This window comes from Polynucleobacter sp. IMCC 29146 (assembly GCF_021395195.1).
Lineage (GTDB): Bacteria > Pseudomonadota > Gammaproteobacteria > Burkholderiales > Burkholderiaceae > Polynucleobacter.
This window is the reverse complement of sequence record NZ_JAJVCR010000004.1, coordinates 44,691-64,157: the sequence shown is the minus strand read 5'-3', so window position 1 is coordinate 64,157 and position 19,467 is coordinate 44,691. Positions and strand designations below refer to the sequence as shown.

At 46.1% G+C, this 19,467-nt stretch carries 24 protein-coding genes; 13 read left to right on the top strand and 11 right to left on the bottom strand.

Annotated features, from left to right (window positions below; translation table 11 throughout):
- Positions 1 to 21: 21 nt before the first annotated feature.
- From LZT22_RS05975 to LZT22_RS05950, 6 genes are read right to left on the bottom strand one after another with little or no spacing between them, the layout of a single operon-like run.
- Complete coding sequence (locus tag LZT22_RS05975; RefSeq protein ID WP_233924373.1) at positions 22 to 1,224, bottom strand: class I SAM-dependent methyltransferase; 1,203 nt, start codon at positions 1,222 to 1,224, stop codon at positions 22 to 24.
- A complete protein-coding gene (locus tag LZT22_RS05970; RefSeq protein WP_233924160.1) occupies positions 1,217 to 1,618 on the bottom strand; it encodes a Zn-ribbon domain-containing OB-fold protein in 402 nt (133 codons plus the stop codon). Before LZT22_RS05970 ends, LZT22_RS05975 begins: the two co-directional genes overlap by 8 nt.
- The gene (locus LZT22_RS05965) at positions 1,615 to 2,787 is read right to left on the bottom strand and encodes a thiolase domain-containing protein (RefSeq protein ID WP_233924159.1); all 1,173 of its coding nucleotides are present in this window, start codon (positions 2,785 to 2,787) and stop codon (positions 1,615 to 1,617) included. The genes LZT22_RS05970 and LZT22_RS05965 overlap by 4 nt, the downstream gene beginning before the upstream one ends.
- A gap of 26 nt (positions 2,788 to 2,813) precedes the next feature.
- Positions 2,814 to 3,809 (bottom strand): tripartite tricarboxylate transporter substrate binding protein, encoded by a 996-nt coding sequence (locus tag LZT22_RS05960; protein WP_233924158.1) that lies wholly within the window; start codon positions 3,807 to 3,809, stop codon positions 2,814 to 2,816.
- A 36-nt stretch (positions 3,810 to 3,845) separates the two neighbouring features.
- The gene (locus LZT22_RS05955) at positions 3,846 to 4,508 is read right to left on the bottom strand and encodes a 3-oxoacid CoA-transferase subunit B (protein ID WP_233924157.1); all 663 of its coding nucleotides are present in this window, start codon (positions 4,506 to 4,508) and stop codon (positions 3,846 to 3,848) included.
- 31 nt (positions 4,509 to 4,539) lie between these two features.
- Positions 4,540 to 5,217: a 3-oxoacid CoA-transferase subunit A gene (locus LZT22_RS05950; protein WP_233924156.1), complete on the bottom strand. Its 678-nt coding sequence runs from the start codon at positions 5,215 to 5,217 to the stop codon at positions 4,540 to 4,542.
- Positions 5,218 to 5,364: 147 nt separating this feature from the next.
- On the opposite strand from LZT22_RS05950, the gene LZT22_RS05945 reads away from it, so the two are divergent.
- The 4 genes from LZT22_RS05945 to LZT22_RS05930 are packed head-to-tail and all read left to right on the top strand — an operon-like array spanning position 5,365 to position 8,175.
- A complete protein-coding gene (locus LZT22_RS05945; RefSeq protein WP_233924155.1) occupies positions 5,365 to 6,282 on the top strand; it encodes a DUF6662 family protein in 918 nt (305 codons plus the stop codon).
- 11 nt (positions 6,283 to 6,293) lie between these two features.
- The gene (locus LZT22_RS05940; RefSeq protein WP_233924154.1) at positions 6,294 to 6,833 is read left to right on the top strand and encodes an FMN-binding protein; all 540 of its coding nucleotides are present in this window, start codon (positions 6,294 to 6,296) and stop codon (positions 6,831 to 6,833) included.
- Entirely contained in the window at positions 6,834 to 7,682 is an 849-nt protein-coding gene (locus tag LZT22_RS05935; protein ID WP_233924153.1) for an FAD:protein FMN transferase, read from the top strand.
- Positions 7,675 to 8,175: a hypothetical protein gene (locus LZT22_RS05930; RefSeq protein ID WP_233924152.1), complete on the top strand. Its 501-nt coding sequence runs from the start codon at positions 7,675 to 7,677 to the stop codon at positions 8,173 to 8,175. The genes LZT22_RS05935 and LZT22_RS05930 overlap by 8 nt, the downstream gene beginning before the upstream one ends.
- On the opposite strand, the gene LZT22_RS05925 is transcribed toward LZT22_RS05930, so the two are convergent.
- Together LZT22_RS05925 and LZT22_RS05920 are read right to left on the bottom strand one after the other, a co-directional pair.
- Complete coding sequence (locus tag LZT22_RS05925; protein ID WP_233924151.1) at positions 8,147 to 8,698, bottom strand: carboxymuconolactone decarboxylase family protein; 552 nt, start codon at positions 8,696 to 8,698, stop codon at positions 8,147 to 8,149. The genes LZT22_RS05930 and LZT22_RS05925 overlap by 29 nt on opposite strands.
- A 46-nt stretch (positions 8,699 to 8,744) precedes the next feature.
- Positions 8,745 to 9,761 (bottom strand): tripartite tricarboxylate transporter substrate binding protein, encoded by a 1,017-nt coding sequence (locus tag LZT22_RS05920; RefSeq protein WP_233924150.1) that lies wholly within the window; start codon positions 9,759 to 9,761, stop codon positions 8,745 to 8,747.
- 181 nt (positions 9,762 to 9,942) lie between these two features.
- Here LZT22_RS05920 and LZT22_RS05915 point away from each other — a divergent pair, with 181 nt between their 5' ends.
- The 7 genes from LZT22_RS05915 to LZT22_RS05885 all read left to right on the top strand — a co-directional run bounded on the left by LZT22_RS05915 (position 9,943) and on the right by LZT22_RS05885 (position 16,331).
- Positions 9,943 to 10,719, top strand: a complete 777-nt coding sequence (locus LZT22_RS05915; protein ID WP_233924149.1) for a sulfurtransferase — start codon at positions 9,943 to 9,945, stop codon at positions 10,717 to 10,719.
- Between the two features lie 94 nt (positions 10,720 to 10,813).
- Positions 10,814 to 11,818: a tripartite tricarboxylate transporter substrate binding protein gene (locus LZT22_RS05910; protein WP_233924148.1), complete on the top strand. Its 1,005-nt coding sequence runs from the start codon at positions 10,814 to 10,816 to the stop codon at positions 11,816 to 11,818.
- Between the two features lie 28 nt (positions 11,819 to 11,846).
- Entirely contained in the window at positions 11,847 to 13,220 is a 1,374-nt protein-coding gene (locus LZT22_RS05905; RefSeq protein WP_233924147.1) for an MmgE/PrpD family protein, read from the top strand.
- 19 nt (positions 13,221 to 13,239) lie between these two features.
- Positions 13,240 to 14,214: a D-2-hydroxyacid dehydrogenase family protein gene (locus LZT22_RS05900; protein WP_233924146.1), complete on the top strand. Its 975-nt coding sequence runs from the start codon at positions 13,240 to 13,242 to the stop codon at positions 14,212 to 14,214.
- A gap of 1 nt (position 14,215) precedes the next feature.
- A complete protein-coding gene (locus tag LZT22_RS05895) occupies positions 14,216 to 14,755 on the top strand; it encodes a chromate transporter (protein WP_233924145.1) in 540 nt (179 codons plus the stop codon).
- A complete protein-coding gene (locus LZT22_RS05890; RefSeq protein ID WP_233924144.1) occupies positions 14,752 to 15,273 on the top strand; it encodes a chromate transporter in 522 nt (173 codons plus the stop codon). The genes LZT22_RS05895 and LZT22_RS05890 overlap by 4 nt, the downstream gene beginning before the upstream one ends.
- Before the next feature lie 59 nt (positions 15,274 to 15,332).
- Positions 15,333 to 16,331: a tripartite tricarboxylate transporter substrate binding protein gene (locus LZT22_RS05885; RefSeq protein WP_233924143.1), complete on the top strand. Its 999-nt coding sequence runs from the start codon at positions 15,333 to 15,335 to the stop codon at positions 16,329 to 16,331.
- Positions 16,332 to 16,367: 36 nt separating this feature from the next.
- On the opposite strand, the gene ygiD is transcribed toward LZT22_RS05885, so the two are convergent.
- The 3 genes from ygiD to LZT22_RS05870 form a co-directional block, all read right to left on the bottom strand.
- Positions 16,368 to 17,147, bottom strand: coding sequence for a 4,5-DOPA dioxygenase extradiol (gene ygiD, locus LZT22_RS05880; protein ID WP_370634817.1), 780 nt, complete (start codon positions 17,145 to 17,147; stop codon positions 16,368 to 16,370).
- An 11-nt stretch (positions 17,148 to 17,158) separates the two neighbouring features.
- A complete protein-coding gene (locus tag LZT22_RS05875) occupies positions 17,159 to 17,296 on the bottom strand; it encodes a hypothetical protein (RefSeq protein ID WP_233924141.1) in 138 nt (45 codons plus the stop codon).
- A 94-nt stretch (positions 17,297 to 17,390) separates the two neighbouring features.
- Complete coding sequence (locus tag LZT22_RS05870) at positions 17,391 to 17,555, bottom strand: hypothetical protein (protein ID WP_233924140.1); 165 nt, start codon at positions 17,553 to 17,555, stop codon at positions 17,391 to 17,393.
- Positions 17,556 to 17,583: 28 nt separating this feature from the next.
- Between LZT22_RS05870 and LZT22_RS05865 the strand changes: the two genes are divergently transcribed.
- Positions 17,584 to 18,252 (top strand): site-2 protease family protein, encoded by a 669-nt coding sequence (locus LZT22_RS05865; RefSeq protein WP_233924139.1) that lies wholly within the window; start codon positions 17,584 to 17,586, stop codon positions 18,250 to 18,252.
- A 7-nt stretch (positions 18,253 to 18,259) separates the two neighbouring features.
- The gene (locus tag LZT22_RS05860) at positions 18,260 to 19,465 is read left to right on the top strand and encodes an MFS transporter (protein ID WP_233924138.1); all 1,206 of its coding nucleotides are present in this window, start codon (positions 18,260 to 18,262) and stop codon (positions 19,463 to 19,465) included.
- Positions 19,466 to 19,467: the final 2 nt, after the last annotated feature.

Genomic DNA, 19,467 nt, shown 5'->3' with positions numbered 1-19,467 from the left:
ACTCATGAAAACAGTTGACGCCTAAGGTTTAGTCAATACTCCCAAGCGCCACAAATTAGTGATCTCAGCAGAGCGCGCAGCATGTAGCGGATCTGTTGCGTCACTTATCTTGGGATGACGTGGCTTGATGGATTCTTTTCCCAGAACCACTAAGCCTGCATTTTCAATCCACGTCATTAACTCTGCCTGCGAGCGTAAACCTAAGTGTTCAGCTATATCGGAAAGAATCAACCACCCTTCGCCATTTGTTTCTAAATGCGCAGCTAAGCCATTGATAAACCCGCGTAACATTTGACTATCGGGATCGTAAATAGCGCGCTCTAATGCAGAACTCGGGCGTGCTGGAATCCACGGCGGATTACAAACGATGAGGGCTGCTTTACTTGGCGGAAATAAATCGTACTCAGCTACGGTCACCTGCTCGCTTAAGCCCAACTGTAAGAGATTTTCTTGTGCGCAGATTAAGGCACGCGCATCAATCTCAGTGGCAATAATTTTTTCAATGCCACGCTTTGCCAAAATGGCAGCGAGCACGCCCGTTCCTGTACCAATATCGAATGCTGTGGAATTCAAGCTAAGCGCTTTTGGTAGCACAGCATTTGCCACCAACTCAAGATATTCACCGCGAATCGGGGAAAAAACACCGTAATGGGGATAAATACGTTGCGTGCCATTGGCGTCTAAAGCCTTAATTACTACCCCTTTTTTACGCCATTCATGGGCACCTACTAAACCCAATAATTCGCGTAAGGAAATGAGGTAAGACGCATTGATTTCCCCGAAAGCCTCAAAGCAAGCTTCTGCAACTAATGGTGCTCGGCGTAATGCAATCTGGTGATTTGGGTCTACGCGAATTATGATCTGACCTAAAGTTCTCGCACGCTGTGATTGCGCTAGGCGATGCAGATTAAATACATCATTTGTTATTGCAACTGGCAATTTGTCATGCAGCTTCTCCTGCACATTCTTTTTGGAAACACGTTTTTTCTTCCGTGGGCGATCAATGCGCCGCGCAATTGCTTGTAAAAGTTGCCGGGCATTTTGAAAGTCGCCCCGCCATAATAATGCAGTCCCCTCACAAGCTAGCCGATACGCATCGTCTGCGGGGATTGTATCGTCTGCCAGCACCATTTTTTTAGGGGGCAGCAGTCGATTTTCTGAATGCCAAAGTGCCGAGTGGCTTTGATCGCCCTCAAGCCAAGTAACGGTAGACTTATCAGGCAATGGGTTCAAACAACGGTACTTTCTGACCTTCTTGGGTTTCTTGCATCACCACCTTAACCGGTTGACCAATATAAATTGCATCAAAATCACAATTGGTAATATGCGTTAGCATTTTGATGCCCTCTTCTAAGGTCACATAAGCCATGGCAAATGGTACCTCTACGCCACGGCGCATAACGGTAAACGAATAAATTTCGCCTTTACCGCTCGACTCAACCCAACGGGTTTGATCGCTGCCACAATGCGGGCAAATCGTTCGCGGATAAAAATGGGGTTCATTGCAAGTTGAGCACATTTTTAATAACAAACGCCCCTCTTGAGCCGCCTCCCAAAACGGCTTATTTTCGGCATTAATCACTGGGCTTGGCAAGGGCACATTCAAAATATTGCTCATGACACTCTGCCCATAATTAAGGTGGCTGCACCGTGGCGCGTTCCCAGAGCGCCGCCAATGCCAGAGGCTAAAGCAAATTCCAGATTCGGAATTTGCACTGCCGGATGGGCTTCACCGCGTAATTGGCGCACTGCCTCAATGATCTTCGTCATACCGCCACGATTGGCTGGATGGTTGTTGCATAAGCCACCACCATCAGTATTAAAAGCTAGCGAACCTTTACCAGCGATTAACTGGCCGTGCTCGACAAAACGACCACCTTCGCCTTTTTTACAAAAACCCAAATCTTCTAACTGAATTAATACGGTGATAGTAAAACTATCGTAAATCGAGGCATACCGAATTTGCTTTGGCGTTATACCGGCTTCTGCAAACGCGCGAGGGCCAGTCCAAGCTACACCAGAATAGGTTAAATCGACCTTGCCACCCATTTGTCCTTTAGCCGATTCAGCAGCACCCAGCATTTGTACTACTGGGCGCTTTAATGACTTAGCGATATCGGGATGCACCACAATTACTGCGCCGCCGCTATCGGTTACCACACAACAATCGGCTCGGTGCAAGGGATCAGCAATCATTGGCGAGCTTAAAACATCTTCTACCGTTAGCACTTCCCGCAGTAAAGCATGGGGATTATGTTGCGCATGCGCTGAGGCGGCTACTTTAATCCACGCCAGCTGTTCGCTGGTAGTGCCAAATTCGAACATATGGCGCATGGCACACATCGCATACGTATTTAATGGCGCTGGTGAGTAGGGTTTTTCAAAAGCAAAGTCGGGCGCAGATGCATGTTGACTGCGCACCTGTGTACCGCTCGAACCCTCTGATTTAGGCCGGCCTGCTAAGGTAATCAAAGCAACCTTACACTGCCCTTGGGCGATTGCGCGAGCAGCATGATTTACATGCGCTAAATAAGAAGCGCCACCAATATCGCTTGAATCAAGATAGTTAACCTTTTTTAAGCCCAAATAATCGACCATCGACACTGGGCCCATTCCTGGAGCATCGCCAGCACAAAAGTAGCCATCAACATCATTTAAGCTTAAGCCTGCATCTAATAGCGCACCTCGAGCTACCTCAGCATGCAATTGCGCCACCGTATGATTAGGCGCTACCCGTAGTGGGTGTTCATAAATACCTACAATGCAGGCGTTTGATTTAGATGACATTCGTAATTCCTAGCGGACCAGCGCAATTATTCAATGGTAATTTTCGATTGCACTATTAACTTGCGCCAGCGCTCAACTTCACTGGAAATAAAGCGGGTAAATTGTTCTGGAGTGCCTGGCATTGGATCAGCTCCTTGCGCAATTAATTTATCTTTAAATTTAGGATCAGCCAAAATCAGTTGTAGTTCTTTATTTAAACGATTCCGAATCTCTACTGGTAAGCCCGCTGGACCCACTAAGCCATACCATGTGCCCATGTCATACCCAGGTACACCTGCTTCTGCAATGGTTGGTATATTGGGGGCTGAAGGGGAGCGCTTGGCGGTAGTAACACCCAAAGCCCGCAAATTTCCAGCCTTCACTTGCGGTAATGCACTGGGTAAATTCGGGAAAGCCATATCTACTTGCCCCGAAATAATATCGGCCATTGCACTACCAGTTCCTTTGTAGGGAATATGGACTAAATCAATATTGGCCATTTTCATGAAAAGTTCAGCCGATAAATGGACTGAGGTGCCATTACCGCTAGAAGCAAAAGTGAGTTTGCCTGGGCTTGCTTTAGCTGCGGTAATGAGCTCGCCCACTGTCTTATAGGGCGAACTCATCGGCACCACGAACATATTAGGCGCCGAAAAAACGCTACCAATTGCCGTAAAGTCTTTAATCGGATCGTAATTGAGATTCTTATACAGCGAAGCATTGACTGCTTGGCCAATCGAAGGAAAATATAAAACATAGCCATCAGGCGCTGAACGCGCGACTAATTCTGCAGCGATATTGCCATTGGCCCCTGCACGGTTTTCAACAATGACTGATTGACCTAGGCGTAACGATAAATTTTCTGCTAACGAGCGCCCTACCGTATCCGCTGCTCCGCCAGGAGAAAACCCGACAATCAAGCGTATGGTTTTCGATGGATAGGTCGAGTTATCGGTCGCCGCGAATACCGCAGTACCGCATAAGACCAGTAAAGTAGCCAGTCCCGAAGTAAATAGGGATATAAAACGATATTCTTGTCTCATGATGTAATCTGCCGCGCTCTTCTGATCTGCATCAACTTAACTGCTTTTGCCATTGCGTAGCTCAACTCCACTGAGTTCACGCAACTGCTCAAAGCTTAAACCGTCCACCCAATCGAGTGCAACAAGCCCACTTGGGGTAACTAAAATTGTTGCTAAATCGGTATAAATACAATCAACCACGGCTAGCCCTGTAATGGGGTAGGTACAAGTATTAACAATCTTAGATACACCTGATTTAGTCAGATGTTCCATCATCACAAATAATTTTTTTGCCCCTAAAGCTAAATCCATCGCTCCACCTACTGCTGGAATGGCCTTGGGATCGCCAGTACGCCAATTAGCTAAGTCACCTGCTACTGAAACCTGAAAGCCGCCTAAAACACAAATATCAATGTGCCCTCCGCGAATCATGGCGAATGAATCAGCATGATGAAACAATGATGCGCCAGGCAGCATCGTGACAGGTTGTTTACCCGCATTAACAATTTCTTCGTCTATTTGTTCGCCTACAGCTAAAGGCCCCATACCCAGCAAACCATTTTCGCTATGCAAAATAATTTCGCGATCAGGCGGTAAATAATTGGAAATAGTCATTGGCTGACCAATCCCTAAATTCACCGTTGCGCCATCGGGTATGTCTGCGACGATGCGTTTAGCAATCTCTGCAGTACTACGCTTTTTAAGCTGACTTAGATCCATGCTAAGCCCCGCCTTGAATTTATTTTGAGAGTCATTTTTTCTCCCGTTCACCGATACAGACCACGCGCTTCACAAAAATCCCGGGGGTAATAATCGTCTCGGGATTTAATTCTCCTAATTCCACCAGCCGATTTACCTGAGCAATCGTGCACGTTGCGGCAGTAGCCATGACAGGCCCAAAATTACGGCCTGTACCGTGATACGTTAAATTGCCCCAACGATCACCTAGATCAGCTTTAATTAATGCGAAATCGGCTTGAATCGCCATTTCTAAAATTTGTTGAACACCATTGATCTCTTTAATCTCTTTGCCAACTGCTAGTTCAGTGCCATAAGCAGTAGGGGTGAAAAAAGCGCCTATACCTGCACCGCCAGCACGTATACGCTCGGCTAAAGTGCCTTGTGGCACTAATTCCAATTCAATTTTTCCAGCACGAAATAAATCATCAAAAGCCCCAGATTCAGGTTGACGTGGAAATGAACAGATCATTTTGCGTACCCGTCCATTAGCAATTAATTTAGCAATCCCCAAACCCGCATTACCAGCATTGTTACTCACAATGGTTAAGTCTTTAGCGCCCTGTTCGAGGAGGGCATCTAAAAGCTGAAATGGTAGGCCTGCGCCTCCAAATCCTGACACCAGAATGGTGGCGCCATCCAAAATATTTCTCACTGCTTCGGCTGTATTGGCGACGATTTTTTGGATCACTACTGCCCTCCCTTTTGCTTCATGCGCATAGCTTAACCTCTTTTTTTCTTATCCGAATAATCCCACAATTATGTAGTTGATAATTGTTCTCATTTAGAATTTCTCCTCACCCACTCAGTTCATCAACGTATTCACCAAGGAGAAATAATGGCAGTAAGAAAACAATCATTCCCGCTAGGCCTAAAACAATACCTCTGTGCTGGCCTAATTTCAGTCAGTAGTTTAGCAAGTGCGGGTGAAGGCCTATTTGGGTGGATTTATACCCTTGATTTACAACCCAAAGGTAGCCTCGAGTTTGAGCAACGCTTGCAATTAACAACTGGTCAAGCGAACGGGAAATACGATTTTTGGTATTCGCGTTCTGAGCTGGAATACGGCCTAACGGATGATATTCAAGTGGCGGCTTATCTCAATGCCTATTCAGTTGATGCCTCGCAAAATTACCTTAATCCTGAGGTTTGTGGTGATGCCGTCTCTTGTACTTCTGGGTACGGGGTTCCAGATAGTGCCAATGAATTTGATGGCTACGGTAAAACTGGCTTAGATGGCGGCTCATTAGAAGGTATTTGGCGGATTACCAACCCTGTTACTCAACCTATTGGCGTGGGAATTTATTTAGAGCCTACTTTAGGAAAACTGAAAAATGCATTTGAGTCGCGCCTTCTAGTGCAAGCTAACTTTATTGATGATCGTTTAATTTTGGCCGGCAACCTCGTCTTAGAAAATGAGCAGTTGAAATCGACTGGCGAAACCATTCCTGAATCGTTAATTGATGTTTTACTCGGGGCAAGCTACCGATTTGCGCCTAAATGGTCAGCTGGTATTGAGTATCGATATCACACCGATTACAACAGCTATTTCTGGCAAAACCAAGTGCAAACTGCCAACTTCATTGGGCCCAATTTGCACTATGCGGATAAAAATTGGTGGGCCACACTTGCTTGGCGTTACCAAATAGATGGGCAATGCATGGGTGAAGGTACGGCAGAGTGCTCTGGAGGCAATGTCTGGGATAGCCATGGCACGAATGAAATTATTGCCAAAATTGGTTTTCCATTTAGCTAAGAAATCGCAACATGCTTTGGAAACCTAGTTCAATTATGTTTTTGACGGGGGCTAGCGTTATTAGTGGGGCTAGCCTCGCCCACGCCAAGATTTATATCTCGGCCGAACAAGCGCAAAAAATCATCTTTCCTAGTAAGAAATTTACTTTGCAGCCGATGATTATTCATTCTTCACTTCAATCCAGCATGAAAAAAATATCTGGGGTGCACTACCCCTTTCGCGGTGAGCACATTTGGCATGATCAAGCAGGTAACTATCTTATAGTCGATGAAGTCGTTGGCAAACATGAAATGATTCGCTATGCCGTTGGTATAAGCTCTACAGGACGCATTCAGGGGGTTGAAATTTTAGAGTACCGAGAATCATATGGCTATGAAGTAGCTGAGCAGCAATGGCGCCAACAATTTGTAGGTAAAACAGCGCAAGACCCGCTTAAACTCAATCGCGATATCCAAAATATTTCAGGGGCTACTCTTTCTAGTAAGCACATTACTGATGGTGTAAAGCGGGTGATGCATTTCTATGAAATAGCGCTTAAGGTTGCCAACTAAATGAACCAAACTGATTGGCGAAGTTTAAAGCGCTGTAAACCCTTATTAGGCACCTATGTGGATATATCTGCGCATACCTACACAGGACATTCGATTGCATATCGCGATCTTAAATACTGCATCGAAAAAGCTTTTACTACTATTAGCGAGATCCAGAGCAGACTAAATTTTTATGCAGACGACAGTGAGCTTTCACATTTCAATCGCTTAGTACATTTAAGGCCACTAAGCATCTCGACTGAATTAAAGACAATCTTATTAATTGCCCAACAGATCTTTGTGCACTCTGCTGGTTTATTTAACTGCGGAATTGGTCAGCGCACCATTAAATTAAAAAAAGCGCGGGCAGCCTTTGGTGATCTGGCTGATCTGGAATTTCTTCCCAATGGCCTAGTTTATGCAAAACGACCTTTATGCTTAAATCTAGGTGGTATTGCAAAAGGGTATGCGGTTGACTGTGCGGTCGAAAATTTACTGCAACAAGGGGTTGCTGCAGGTTGTGTAAATGCTGGAGGAGACCTCAGAGTATTTGGCGCAAGTGGACAAAAAATTTATATTCGCCTGCCGCATCAATGGCAAAGTTTGATCGAGTTAGGTGAATTACAAAATGGTGCAGTTGCTAGTTCAGCTAATTATTTTTATCGCCACGATCAAGCACAAACAGAACGTCAAGGCATTGTTCACCCTACAGCAGGGTTACGAAGTGACTCACCCCATTCCTATTCAGTTATAGCGCCGCATTGTGTACACGCCGATGCCTTAACTAAGGTATTGATACTTTCAAATGATGTAAGGCATCCCTGCTTTGAGCGATTTAGCGCTAAACCTGTGATTTTTTACCATGAATAAAGTTGCTCCAAAAATGAAGTCGCCCAGTCAGTCTTTAACAAAATCTACTCCTAAGGTGATGCCAAACTGGCAGAGGCAATTAAGTTATCCTAGTTTTTGTATTTGCATGGGGAGCGGTCTTCTCTATCTGCTTATTCAAGAATGGGCTACTGAACTTAGCTTTGTGGCTAATCGATGGGTACTTATTTTGCATGGGGTATCGGCAATGGCAGTAACGATTATTTTTGGTGCCGCTCTGCCCCTACATATTCGGCTTGGCCTGCATTTGAATAAAAATATTCTCAGTGGACTTGGTTTCACTACAGTCCTGATGGTGCTAATGATCTCTGGTCAATTACTCTATTACGGCAGTGGCGATACTCGCGAATGGGTCATTACTGCACATTGGCTTATTGGAGTGTTAAGCATATTAATTGCTTACTGCCATATTGTGAAGCGCTCAGGGAGCAAATGTAGTGTCGCGCTTAAGCGGGGGGATGATCTTCAGGGTTAATATCAAGCGCGATGAGAAAACGTGAAACCATATTGTAGGCGGCGATCACGCTTACCAATTCCACCACTGCCGTATTGCCTAAGGCTTTTTGTAAATGGTTGATAACGGTTTTATCCACCACTACATCACGCGTCATTTGTAAAGTGAGCTTCACAGTATCAAGTTCTACTGCATTAAAACGCTCTTGTGGAAAGCTACTCTCGCCAATGTGACGTAGAGCCTCTACTTGCTCTTCGGTGCCGCCGGCTTTACGAAATGGCGGAGCATGATGAAAAAACTCATACTCCGCACCATTTAACACGGCCACACCACACATTGCTAATTCACGTAGCTTTGGATCCAGCGATAAATTTTCCCGAATTTCACCAATAAATGCGTTCCAGCCCCGTGCCACAGGAATGCTATGCAAAAGCATGCGGTCTAAATTAATCAATTGTCCGCCACGACGTTTACGAATTGCGGCCACTAATTCAGCCGGTTCTGCGATATCAAGTGGTTGATAGTCAATGGCGCGATTGGTCATCAGTTAGCTTTCTGGAGAAATAAGGTGACTAAATGAACGGTATTAATTAAGGCGTATCTTTAATACCATTTTCGATCACAAACTTACCCCATAGGGCAATCTGCTTACCAATCCAATCTTTAGTAGCTTCGGGTCCGCCAGCCACAATCTCAATGCCTTGAGCGCGCAATTTATCGGCGACTGCTGGGCTTTTTAGCGCTTTAGTAACCGCTTGATTCATCGCATTCACAATCGCTGGTGGCGTTTTAGCCGGTGCTAATACCGCCCACCATGCTGGCGCATTAAATCCCGGGAAACCACTTTCTGCAATCGTGGGAACTTTCGGTAATTCGGCAGTACGTTTAGTAGTAGTGACTGCCAAAGGAATAACACCACCGCTATCGATATGCGGCTTGACTAAAAACACCGAGCCAATAGCAAGGGGCACCTGGCCACCCAGAATATCTTGCATTAAAGGCCCACCCCCCCGATAAGGTACGTGTACCCAATCAAAGCCTGCAGTTTTGGCTAAACGCGCAATGGCTAAATGCCCTAAGCTACCGACCCCAATTGAGCCATAGTTAAACTTTTTCTTGGCTTTCGACTCTTCCACTAATTGCTGAAAAGTTTTAATTCCCGAGTTTTTACTAGCTACCAAGACCATAGCTGAGGTGCCAATTAAGGTAACTGGCGCAATGTCAGTGATGGTGTCGTAGGGTAATTTATCTTTGATACTAGGATTCACGCCATGTGTATCAAAAACAATTGCAAAAGTGTAACCGTCAGGATCTGAGCGCACCATCGCCCCAGTACCGATTACGCCAGAAGCACCACCAATATTTTCCACAATCACATTTTGTTTGAGTTCAGCCTGAATAGCGGGCGCCAAAATTCGCGCCACCTGATCAACCGAACCGCCAGGAGGAAAAACCGCAATCAGACGCACTGGTTTTTGGGTCGGCCAAGTGCCTAAGCCAGCAGCAATGCGACTGGTTTGGCTAAAGGCGTTGAACCCGAGCAAACAAGCTGCAAGGCCAAAAATAAAGCTAAAAAGGCAGGTTTTTAATTTGCTTCGGTAACTCATACTCATCTCCTAAATACAGCGTTTTGCGGATCTTTATACCTTGTTTGGGCTCGCTTAGGGTTGACAATAGGCTTGTTTAGACTAAGCCTCGCCAGCAAGCAAGCGCCTCAGTTTAACCGCCTTCGCGCTCTAGCGCAGTGCGCCCTCGATAGTCAGTATTCATCTTGTTTGATAATAGGGTATGTCGCCCATTTTAAATATTGCTAGTTACCAATTTGTGGAGATTGAAAATCCCAGCGAATTGCGCCAAAGCGCTTTGGCAGAGTGTGAGCGCCTTCATTTGAAGGGGACCATCTTACTTGCACCTGAGGGTATCAATTTATTTCTCGCGGGCACTGAAAATGCCGTGCGTACTTTTGTCGCTTGGCTACGGAATGATCCGCGCTTTGCCCAAATTGAAGCGAAAGAAAGTTGGTCTGATGTGCAACCGTTTCGTCGATTGCTGATCAAAATTAAAGCAGAAATTATCCGCATGAATCATCCCACCATTCAACCTAAAAAAGGTCGCGCCCAATTTATTTCCCCTCAACAGTTATGTGCTTGGCTAGATCGTGGTGCCGATGATCTGGGTCGACCAGTAGTCATGCTCGACACCCGTAATGGCTTTGAAGTGGAATACGGTACTTTTATAAATGCCCTGAACTTGCAGCTTGAAAAATTCAGTGACTTTCCTGCCGCAATTCAGCCGCACCTTGCAGACTTACAAAATAAAACCGTCGTCAGCTTTTGTACGGGCGGAATTCGCTGTGAAAAATCGGGTATCTACATGCGTGAATTAGGTGCCCAACATAGCTATCAATTAGAGGGTGGGATCTTGAAGTATTTTGAAGAAGTCGGGTCAAATCATTATCAGGGCACCTGTTTTGTTTTCGACGAACGTGAAGCACTCGAGCCAAATCTTGCAACTATTGGTCTTGAGCAATCGATCCGCAAACAACGGATTAAAATAGTAAAATAACCTTGTAAATATTTCTAGCTCTCAGCAAAGTCTTAAAAAAAATAGAACAAGAAATATAATTAACATAATAAGCATCATATTCGGGGATAAATTCATGAACCAACTAGTTAATCGGCTACCGCCGATTTTTTTATCTATACAAATAGTTGCGCTGGGCTGTTTTACTTTGGGTTGGTCCCTATCTGGGCTAGCACAACCTGCTCCCTACCCTAATAAATCGATTCGTTTGCTAGCACCAGTTGCTGCTGGTGGCGGCCTTGATAAAATTGCCCGCACTGTGGCTGAACGCTTAGGTCATGCTTTAGGGCAAACCATCATCGTTGAGAACCTCACTGGCGGGGGCGGCATTATTGCCTCGCAAGCGACTGCCAAAGCTGCTCCTGACGGCTACACCCTGATGATTGGTTATGTCGGCACCCATGGCACTAACCCTGCAGTCCGCAAGCTTCCTTATGATGCAATTAAAGATTTCACGCCGATTGGCATGATTGGCGCAACTCCAAATGTCCTTGTTTTAAACATGTCCATACCCGCAAAGAACGTGAAAGAATTTATTGCCTATGCTAAAAAAAATCCCGCTAAATTAAGTTATGGTTCAGCTGGCCCTGGTACTCTCACGCATTTATCAATGGAACAATTTAAGAATGAGTCGGGTATTTATTTAGTTCACATTCCTTACCGAGGAATTGCTCCGGCTTTTACTGATTTAATGGGTGGGCAAACCCAAGCGATGTTTCCCGCACTCTTTGCTGCGCTGCCCTATATTGATACCGATAAAATTCGCCCGCTTGCCGTAACTGGCCCAAACCGAAACCCGGCGATTCCCAATGTGCCCACTTTTAAAGAGCTCGGCTACGCTGGGTTTGAAGGTCAACAATGGTACGGTATTGTTGGTCCCGCAAAAATGCCTGAAGTTCTTGTCAATAAATTAAACATGGAATTGAATAAGGTTTTAAATAATCCCGAGTTTGCGGCGAAGTTAACCAGCGAAGCATTAGTAGTCATGCCCATGTCATCCAGCCAATTTGGGCGTTATATGGCCGACGACATTGCCCGCTGGACTAAAGTTGTCAAAGACCGAAAAATCGAAATCGAATAAATAATTAAATAAAGCGCTAGAACCCATCATGTCAAACACAATTCAAGCAGCAGCCGATCTTAACGCCCCACCTGTTACCCAAATTCTGGCTGATTTTGTTGCCAAGCATCCCAGTCGGGGCTGGACTCCTGAAGTCGAACATGAAGCCCATCGCACTTTTTTAAACTGGCTCGGCTGTGCAATTGGCGCAGCTCAACACGAAAGCGTTGCCACATCATTAGCGGCAATTCAAGAATTTCAACCTGCCCCACAAGCCACTATTCTGGGCCGCAAAGAACGGGTTGATATGGCGGGTGCGGCGCTAATTAATGGCATTAGTTCGCACACCTTCGACTTTGACGACACCCACTTAAAAACTGTGATTCATCCTGCTGGACCCGTAGCCTCCGCTATTTTGGCTTTAGGCGAACATATTAATACCAATGGTCGTAAGCTGATTGATGCGCTGGTTTTAGGGATTGATGTTGAATGTCGGATTGGTAATTGTATGTATCCCGATCACTACCATCGTGGTTGGCACATTACCAGCTCAACTGGAATGTTAGGCGCAGCCGCAGCGAGTGCTCGCTTAATGGGGCTCAATGCCCAACAAACTACCATGGCACTCGGAATTGCCGCTTCGCAACCCATTGGGATGCGGGAACAATTTGGCACGATGACTAAACCATTTCATCCTGGTGGAGCGGCACGAGCAGGTCAACTTTCAGCTTTATTAGCAAAACACGGCTTTACTGCTAGCAGTAAAGCGCTTGAGGCTGGTCGAGGATATGTCCAGACCGTTTCAACCAAAGCCGATTGGTCTGAAATCGAGCGCGGTCTAGGTAAGGTATTTGAAATTTCCCTTAATACCTATAAACCTTTTGCTTGCGGCATTGTGATTCATCCAAGTATCGATGCGTGTGTACAACTTAGAGCGCAAGGCGTGAAGCCAGATGAAGTAGAACGCCTTGAAATAAAAGTTCATCCTTTAGTGTTAGAACTAACTGGCAAGAAAACCCCGCAGCGGGGTCTTGAGGGTAAATTTAGTGTTTATCATGGTTGTGCTGTTGGGCTTATTTTTGGTCAAGCCGCTGAAAGTGAATATGCTGATGACATCGTTACCCGTGCCGATGTCGTTGCTTTGCGCGATAAAGTTCATGCCACGATTGATGCTTCAATCAGCGAAGCAGCAGTTGATGTCACGGCCTTCTTAAAAAGTGGGCAGCAAGTGCATGTGTTTGTTGAACATGCAATTGGATCGATTGAAAATCCCATGAGCGATGCCCAACTCGAAGCTAAATTTACCAGTTTGGCGGAGCCCATTATTGGCAAAGAAAAAACCCAGCAATTAATTGCAGCACTATGGAGTCTGGGTAAAGCGCCCGATTTACACACCATCTTGCGCTTAAGTATTCCTTCGTAACACTAGAGGAAATATGCAGATGAAAACGCGTCCAAATATCGTCATTCTAGGTGACTATGAGCAAGCCATTCGCCGTTTCTCAAATTGGGATGCACTTGAACAACGTGCGAATCTAAGCTTCCATCATCAACCGCTTCGCGATGAGGCGCTCTTTGAGGTAATTAAAGATGCTGATGCCATTGCGATTGTGCGCGACCGTGCGCCCTTAAATAAAGCCCTCCTCAAGCGCTTAAATAAACTCAAATTTTTGATGTTTACTGGCGAGCGTAATGGCACTCTTGAAGCTACTGCGCTAGTCGAGCGCAATATTCCCATGGCTTGTTCCCCTGGTGGGCCATCAAAAGAAACTACTGCCGAATTAACTTGGGCTTTAATTTTGGGTGCTTCTAAACGCCTACTTGAACAAAATCAGTTAATCGTCCAAGGTGGCTGGCGTGACGCACTATCTGTTCTGCCAATGCTGAGTGGCGAACGCTTGGGCATTATTGGTTTAGGTGCGATTGGTAGTCGAGTAGCCCGCGTCGGCCAAGCCTTTGGCATGGAAGTGGTCACTTGGAGCCCACGCATGACTGTAGAGCGCGCAGCAGCTGAGAACACAAAATCTGTCACTCTTGATGAGCTACTTAGTACCGCAAAAGTCGTCAGCCTGCATTTAGTAGCTGGGCCTCATACCAAAGGTTTAATCAACGCGGAAAAATTAGCTCTGATGCGATCCGATGCCATTCTGGTGAACACCTCGCGCGCTAGCTTAATTGATATGCAAGCCCTGCCTGCGGCCTTGGCTGACGGTCACCCAGGCCAAGCCGCAATCGATGTATTTGATCTTGAACCACTACCTATTGGTGATCCTTTGCGTAAAACCCCTAATTTATTAGTTACGCCCCACTTAGGCTTTATTGCCGAACCTATTTTTGCCGCCTTTGCTGACGGCATCACGCAAACCTTAATGGCCTGGCTCGATAACAAACCCCTACCGCATCCATTTAAGCCTTAACTTGAAATCAGTCAGTCCCAAACAACTATTTATTGGCTTTACCAAAATTGGATTATCGGGCTTTGGCGGCGTGCTACCTTGGGCGCGCAGGACGGTTGTTGAACAAAATAAATGGTTAACCGCGCATGAGTTCAACGCCATATTAGGTATATGTCAAATCGTGCCTGGGCCTAATATTATGAATTTAGCCGTTTGCATTGGTTCACGCTTTGCTGGTGTCAAAGGTGCTATTGCCGCAGTAGCAGGCTTGATGCTGGGTCCAATCAGCTTGGTATTGGTGTTAGCGGCACTCTATGATCGGTACGGCTACCTGACTGCAGTCCAAGGCGTCTTGCGTGGCATCTCTGCAGTTGGCGTAGGGTTAATTGCCGCCACTGGCTTCAAAATGATGCGCGATGAATTTCACTATCCGCTGATGTTCATTGTGGTAGCAGTCACGTTTGTCGCAGCAACCGTATTTCACTTAGCGCTTGGCTGGGTGGTACTTATCGCTCTGCCGCTGGGCTTGTGGCTCGCGTGGGGTAAGGTCAAGCAACCATGAGCGTCCTTCTCGGTCTATTTCTTCAATTCTCGGCTTTTTCTTTAATTGCCTTTGGCGGCGTCAATGCCTTACTGCCCGTGCTCTACGATATATCAGTCAACCAAGAGCATTGGATTGATGCCCAAACCTTTGCCAACTATTTTGCCATTGCACAAGCAGCCCCAGGCCCTAACTTTATGACTGTCACCTTAATTGGTTGGCATGTTTACGGCGTATTTGGAGCCTTAGTGGCGACTCTGGCTATTGCTTGGCCCTCTTCTATTCTTATTTTCTGGTTACAACGCTATATTCAGAGTATGAAAAATGTGCAACATCAGCAAGCTATTCAGTATGCGGCGGCGGCCCTCGCAATTGGGTTAGTGCTTGCTTCCGCGTGGCAAATATCCTGGCAAATTAATCATGGGGTCGTAGCTTATGTCATTACTCTGGGCACCCTTGCTATCATGCTGCTAACGCCTTGGCACCCCTTATGGCTTATTTTGCTGGGCGCCCTATGCGGTTTATTCGGTATTATTTAAGTTATTCCTATTTCACTTGAACGTACTAATCTCAATTCCTTCAAAACGTGGAGCATGACATGTCTAAACTAAACAATTTACCTTGGGTTCGAATTGCCTTCATTGCGCTGGGCTTAATCGGTGCTAGTTGCAATATCAGCCTTAGTCATGCACAAGCAGACTATCCCAGTAAGCCGATTAATTTCATCGTGCCTTATGGTGCTGGTGGCGGTGCAGATTCACGTAGCCGTCAAATTGCCCTGCGCATGAGCGCAATTTTGAAGCAAAGCATCATCGTGGAAAATAAAGCTGGTGCTGGCGGTAATATTGGTACCGAATTTATTGCCCGGGCTGCGCCAGATGGGTACACCATTGGCATGGGGAATTTTGCCCCCCTAGCCGTTAATAAAAGTTTATTTGGTAATTTACGCTACGATCCTGAAGCCGATCTCGTACCGATTGTATTAATCGAAAAAGGGCCTTTAGTTTTAGTGGTTAATCCTAAATCGCCCTATAAAACTGTGCAAGATATTGTTGCTGCGGCTAAAGCAAAGCCTGGTGTTCTGACTTTTTCTTCTGGGGGTATCGGTGGTAGCCACCAACTTTCAGCTGAAGTATTTATGGATAGCGCCGGTATAACAATGATTCATGTACCTTATAAAAGTGGGTCTGCAGGTCTAACCGATTTAATGGCGGGTAATGTTGACATGATGTTTGATCAAATGTATTCAGCCATGCCAAGCATTAAAGGCGATAAATTACGCGCCTTGGCTATTACCAGCAAAAAACGTTCACCGTTGTTACCTAATATCCCTAGCTTCACCGAGCTTGGCTACCCCAAAGTTGAGGTGCTCAATTGGCAAGGTTTGGTCGCCCCCAAAGGCACACCCAAAGCAATTATTGATAAACTCAATGCAGTGGCCAACGAAGCATTAAAAGATCCCCAGTTTCGTGAATTGATGCTTGCGCAAGGTAATGAAATTGGCGGTGGTACACCGGCAGACTTTGCAGCACTGATTAAAGCAGAAGCGGCTAAGTGGAGTGCAGTAGTAAAGGCTCATAACATCAAGCCTGAATAAATTTGGGACAGCCACTAGGGTCAAAAAATAGGGGTCCTAGTGGATGATGAAGCTCAACATACTAATTGAGCTCATTTCAATTCCATCAGTAATGACAGTAACTTTTTCACCTGGCTGCTGTAAAGCTAGCGGATAAAGTGCCGGCCAATAATGCTCAGGTGTTGGAATCGCTAAGCGGGCCGCCTCACCAAGACTTTCGTAGTCAATTAAAGCCTGATACTGGTTTGCTTGCAACGCCTGTAAAAAGAAATGATTAAACTCCAGAGCCCAAGGATAAGGGGTAGCATCTGCCTGCCAATGAATGAGGCGTAGGTTATGAACTACATTGCCACTCGCCAGAATTAAAATATTTTCTGCTCGCAGGGGGGCTAATTGACGAGCTAAATCGTAATGGCCTTGCGCGTCTAAGCCGCCATTTAAACTCATTTGCACTACTGGTATATCGGCTGCAGGATAGAGGTAGCGCAGTACCGACCAAGCACCGTGATCGATACCCCATTCATTTTCTTCTAAAACCACTGCGGTCAGCGGTGCTAATAAGGTTTTTACCCGTTGCGCTAAATTAGGGCTGCCAGGAGCAGGGTACTGCAACTGAAATAGGGCATCTGGAAAGCCACCAAAATCATGAATTGTTTGGGGCATTTGCATTGCGGTAGCCCAAACGCCGCGGGTTAACCAATGGGCTGAAATGACTAAAATCGCGTCGGGACGAGGGAGATTTTTTCCTAATTCGGCCCAAGCTTTGGTATGCCGATTAGCCTCAAGCGCATACATAGGGCTTCCATGGCCAAGAAAAACAAGGGGTTGTAACTGTATACGGTTAACGTTTATCTAAAAACGTATCCAATATGGGCAGCAGTAATCGCAAACAAAATAGCCAAGCTCGTTGCTACCGCAAGCATTACAACTAAAACAATAATCTTACGATTAATTGCCGATTTTTCCTCACCATGCCATTCATTCATTTTGATCCCCTAGTGCATTCCTCATATTTGAATTATCCCCTATTCAGAAGCCAAGCTCCTACTTCTGCCACCTAAGCGCCTCGCTTCGTGATTCTTAACGCCCACGGCCAGCCTTGCGCATCATGCCCTTGCCGCCACCAAAGCCTGCCTGCGGACGCCCGCCTAAGCTCTGTGGGCCTTTCGCTACAGGACGTGCCGGGGGTTTACCCGCCGCTGGCTTGGCTGGATTCTTACTTGCTGGTTTCTTTTCTTCCGTCACAATTTGCTCCTATCGATATCATATTGTCATGATTACTGACTATTCTATCCAAGCTGTCGCCATTAATGCAATTCCGCTCATTTTTGCCATTACCATACATGAGGCAGCCCATGGTTATGCGGCTAAGCGTTTTGGCGACAACACGGCATACATGCTAGGCCGAGTGACCCTTAACCCAGCCAAGCACATCGACTTGGTGGGCACCATCTTAATCCCCTTAGCACTTATTTTAATGGGGTCTTCGTTTTTAATTGGTTACGCGAAACCAGTACCTGTTCGCTTTGACCATTTACGTAACCCCAAAATCGATATGATTTGGGTTGCTTTGGCTGGCCCCGGCTCGAATTTTATCCAAGCCATCGTCTGGGCCTTTCTCTGGATTACCTTGCAAGGATTCGGTATCGATGAGACTTTTTTTATTTCCATGGCTAAAGCAGGGGTGCTCTGGAATATTGGCTTGCTAGTGTTCAATTTATTTCCCTTGCCACCATTAGACGGTGGCCGAATTTTGTCTGGCCTCTTACCCGTGCGTCAATCCATTGCTTTAGGAAAAATAGAGCCCTGGGGATTTTTTATTGTGCTCGGTTTAGCTTTCACCGGTTTCATTACCACTTGGTGGATGCAGCCGCTCAGTGCTTTTTTTATTTGGTTGCTCACCCTCATTACTTCGCCGCTACGACTCCTCTTTGGAGCATAAACTCGAGATGTCCACTCGCCAAGCTTTTCAAACGCTTTTAATCTACCGCATAGGCGTCACCCTCAACTACCAAATTATCATGGTTGCAGTGGGTTGGCATATTTATGAGCTAACGAATAGCGTGGTGTCACTGGGGTTAGTTGGCTTAGCGGAGCTAGTACCCTACTTTGCTTTTGCGCTTTACTCAGGTCACGCAGTCGATACCTACTCGCGACGTTTGATTGCGGCCATTGCCTGCTCTATTCATATCGGTGTAGCCTTTTTTCTGGTGGCTATTGCGCTCAATTTAATGAGTCCACCAGTACCCCTTATTTATACGGCAGTTGCCTTTCTAGGTATCGGTAGAGCGCTGATGCGCCCCTCGTATACGGCCATCTTTGGCCAAATTATTCCGCGTGCAGAACTCACCCGCTACACCGCGCTCGCTTCTTCGGTATTTCAAATTTGTGTGGTTGCGGGGCCCGGTATCGGCGGCCTACTCATTGGCTTTGCTGGTCTATCGTGGACTTATTGTCTAGCTGGACTCTGCGCTGGAGTCGGCTTGTATGGTGCTTGGCTTATTCAAGCGCAAAAACCGCAGCTCAGCACGGTAAGGGCTCATTTTTTTACGAGTTTTTTAGAGGGCTTTAATTATGTTCGTAAGCACGAGTTAATTTTAGCGACAATGGCCCTCGATATGTTTGCAGTTTTGCTGGGGGGTGCGGTGTCAATCTTGCCAGCTTTTGTGAAAGAAGTTTTACATGCTGGACCAGAAACTTTAGGTATTTTACGTGCCTCACCCGCACTCGCGGCAGTGATTACAGGCGTTATCTTGGCTCGCAAACCCATGCTATATAACTCGGGCCGTTATTTATTAATGTCGGTTGCGGGCTTTGGCTTGGCCATTGTTGGCTTTGGGCTGTCGACTGAGTTATGGGTAGCGGCAAGCTTCTTAATGCTATCGGGCTGCTGTGACTCAGTATCGGTGGTCATTCGCGGTTCGATTATGCAGCTCACTACCCCGGATCAAATGCGTGGCAGAGTCAGTGCTATCAACGGTATTTTTATTGGCTCTTCGAATGAACTCGGCGCACTCGAATCAGGCATTGCTGCCAGCTTAATGGGACTAGTGCCCTCAATTATTTTTGGCGGAATTGCCACAATTGCAGTGGTAACCTGCACTTACTATCTTGCCCCACAATTGCGCCGCTTACATATTGCCGATTTATCTTAAAA

Excerpts from the sequence above, each read along its gene's own strand:
- LZT22_RS05865 (WP_233924139.1), top strand. The coding sequence starts at position 17,584 with ATGATTACTGACTATTCTATCCAAGCTGTCGCCATTAATGCAATTCCG.
- LZT22_RS05885 (WP_233924143.1), top strand. The coding sequence starts at position 15,333 with ATGTCTAAACTAAACAATTTACCTTGGGTTCGAATTGCCTTCATTGCG.
- LZT22_RS05960 (WP_233924158.1), bottom strand. The coding sequence starts at position 3,809 with ATGAGACAAGAATATCGTTTTATATCCCTATTTACTTCGGGACTGGCT.
- LZT22_RS05860 (WP_233924138.1), top strand. The coding sequence starts at position 18,260 with ATGTCCACTCGCCAAGCTTTTCAAACGCTTTTAATCTACCGCATAGGC.
- LZT22_RS05915 (WP_233924149.1), top strand. The coding sequence starts at position 9,943 with ATGTCGCCCATTTTAAATATTGCTAGTTACCAATTTGTGGAGATTGAA.
- LZT22_RS05940 (WP_233924154.1), top strand. The coding sequence starts at position 6,294 with ATGCTTTGGAAACCTAGTTCAATTATGTTTTTGACGGGGGCTAGCGTT.
- LZT22_RS05875 (WP_233924141.1), bottom strand. The coding sequence starts at position 17,296 with ATGAATGAATGGCATGGTGAGGAAAAATCGGCAATTAATCGTAAGATT.
- LZT22_RS05910 (WP_233924148.1), top strand. The coding sequence starts at position 10,814 with ATGAACCAACTAGTTAATCGGCTACCGCCGATTTTTTTATCTATACAA.
- LZT22_RS05970 (WP_233924160.1), bottom strand. The coding sequence starts at position 1,618 with ATGAGCAATATTTTGAATGTGCCCTTGCCAAGCCCAGTGATTAATGCC.
- LZT22_RS05955 (WP_233924157.1), bottom strand. The coding sequence starts at position 4,508 with ATGGATCTAAGTCAGCTTAAAAAGCGTAGTACTGCAGAGATTGCTAAA.
- LZT22_RS05945 (WP_233924155.1), top strand. The coding sequence starts at position 5,365 with ATGGCAGTAAGAAAACAATCATTCCCGCTAGGCCTAAAACAATACCTC.
- LZT22_RS05925 (WP_233924151.1), bottom strand. The coding sequence starts at position 8,698 with ATGACCAATCGCGCCATTGACTATCAACCACTTGATATCGCAGAACCG.
- LZT22_RS05905 (WP_233924147.1), top strand. The coding sequence starts at position 11,847 with ATGTCAAACACAATTCAAGCAGCAGCCGATCTTAACGCCCCACCTGTT.
- LZT22_RS05965 (WP_233924159.1), bottom strand. The coding sequence starts at position 2,787 with ATGTCATCTAAATCAAACGCCTGCATTGTAGGTATTTATGAACACCCA.
- LZT22_RS05890 (WP_233924144.1), top strand. The coding sequence starts at position 14,752 with ATGAGCGTCCTTCTCGGTCTATTTCTTCAATTCTCGGCTTTTTCTTTA.
- LZT22_RS05930 (WP_233924152.1), top strand. The coding sequence starts at position 7,675 with ATGAATAAAGTTGCTCCAAAAATGAAGTCGCCCAGTCAGTCTTTAACA.
- LZT22_RS05920 (WP_233924150.1), bottom strand. The coding sequence starts at position 9,761 with ATGAGTTACCGAAGCAAATTAAAAACCTGCCTTTTTAGCTTTATTTTT.
- LZT22_RS05900 (WP_233924146.1), top strand. The coding sequence starts at position 13,240 with ATGAAAACGCGTCCAAATATCGTCATTCTAGGTGACTATGAGCAAGCC.
- LZT22_RS05935 (WP_233924153.1), top strand. The coding sequence starts at position 6,834 with ATGAACCAAACTGATTGGCGAAGTTTAAAGCGCTGTAAACCCTTATTA.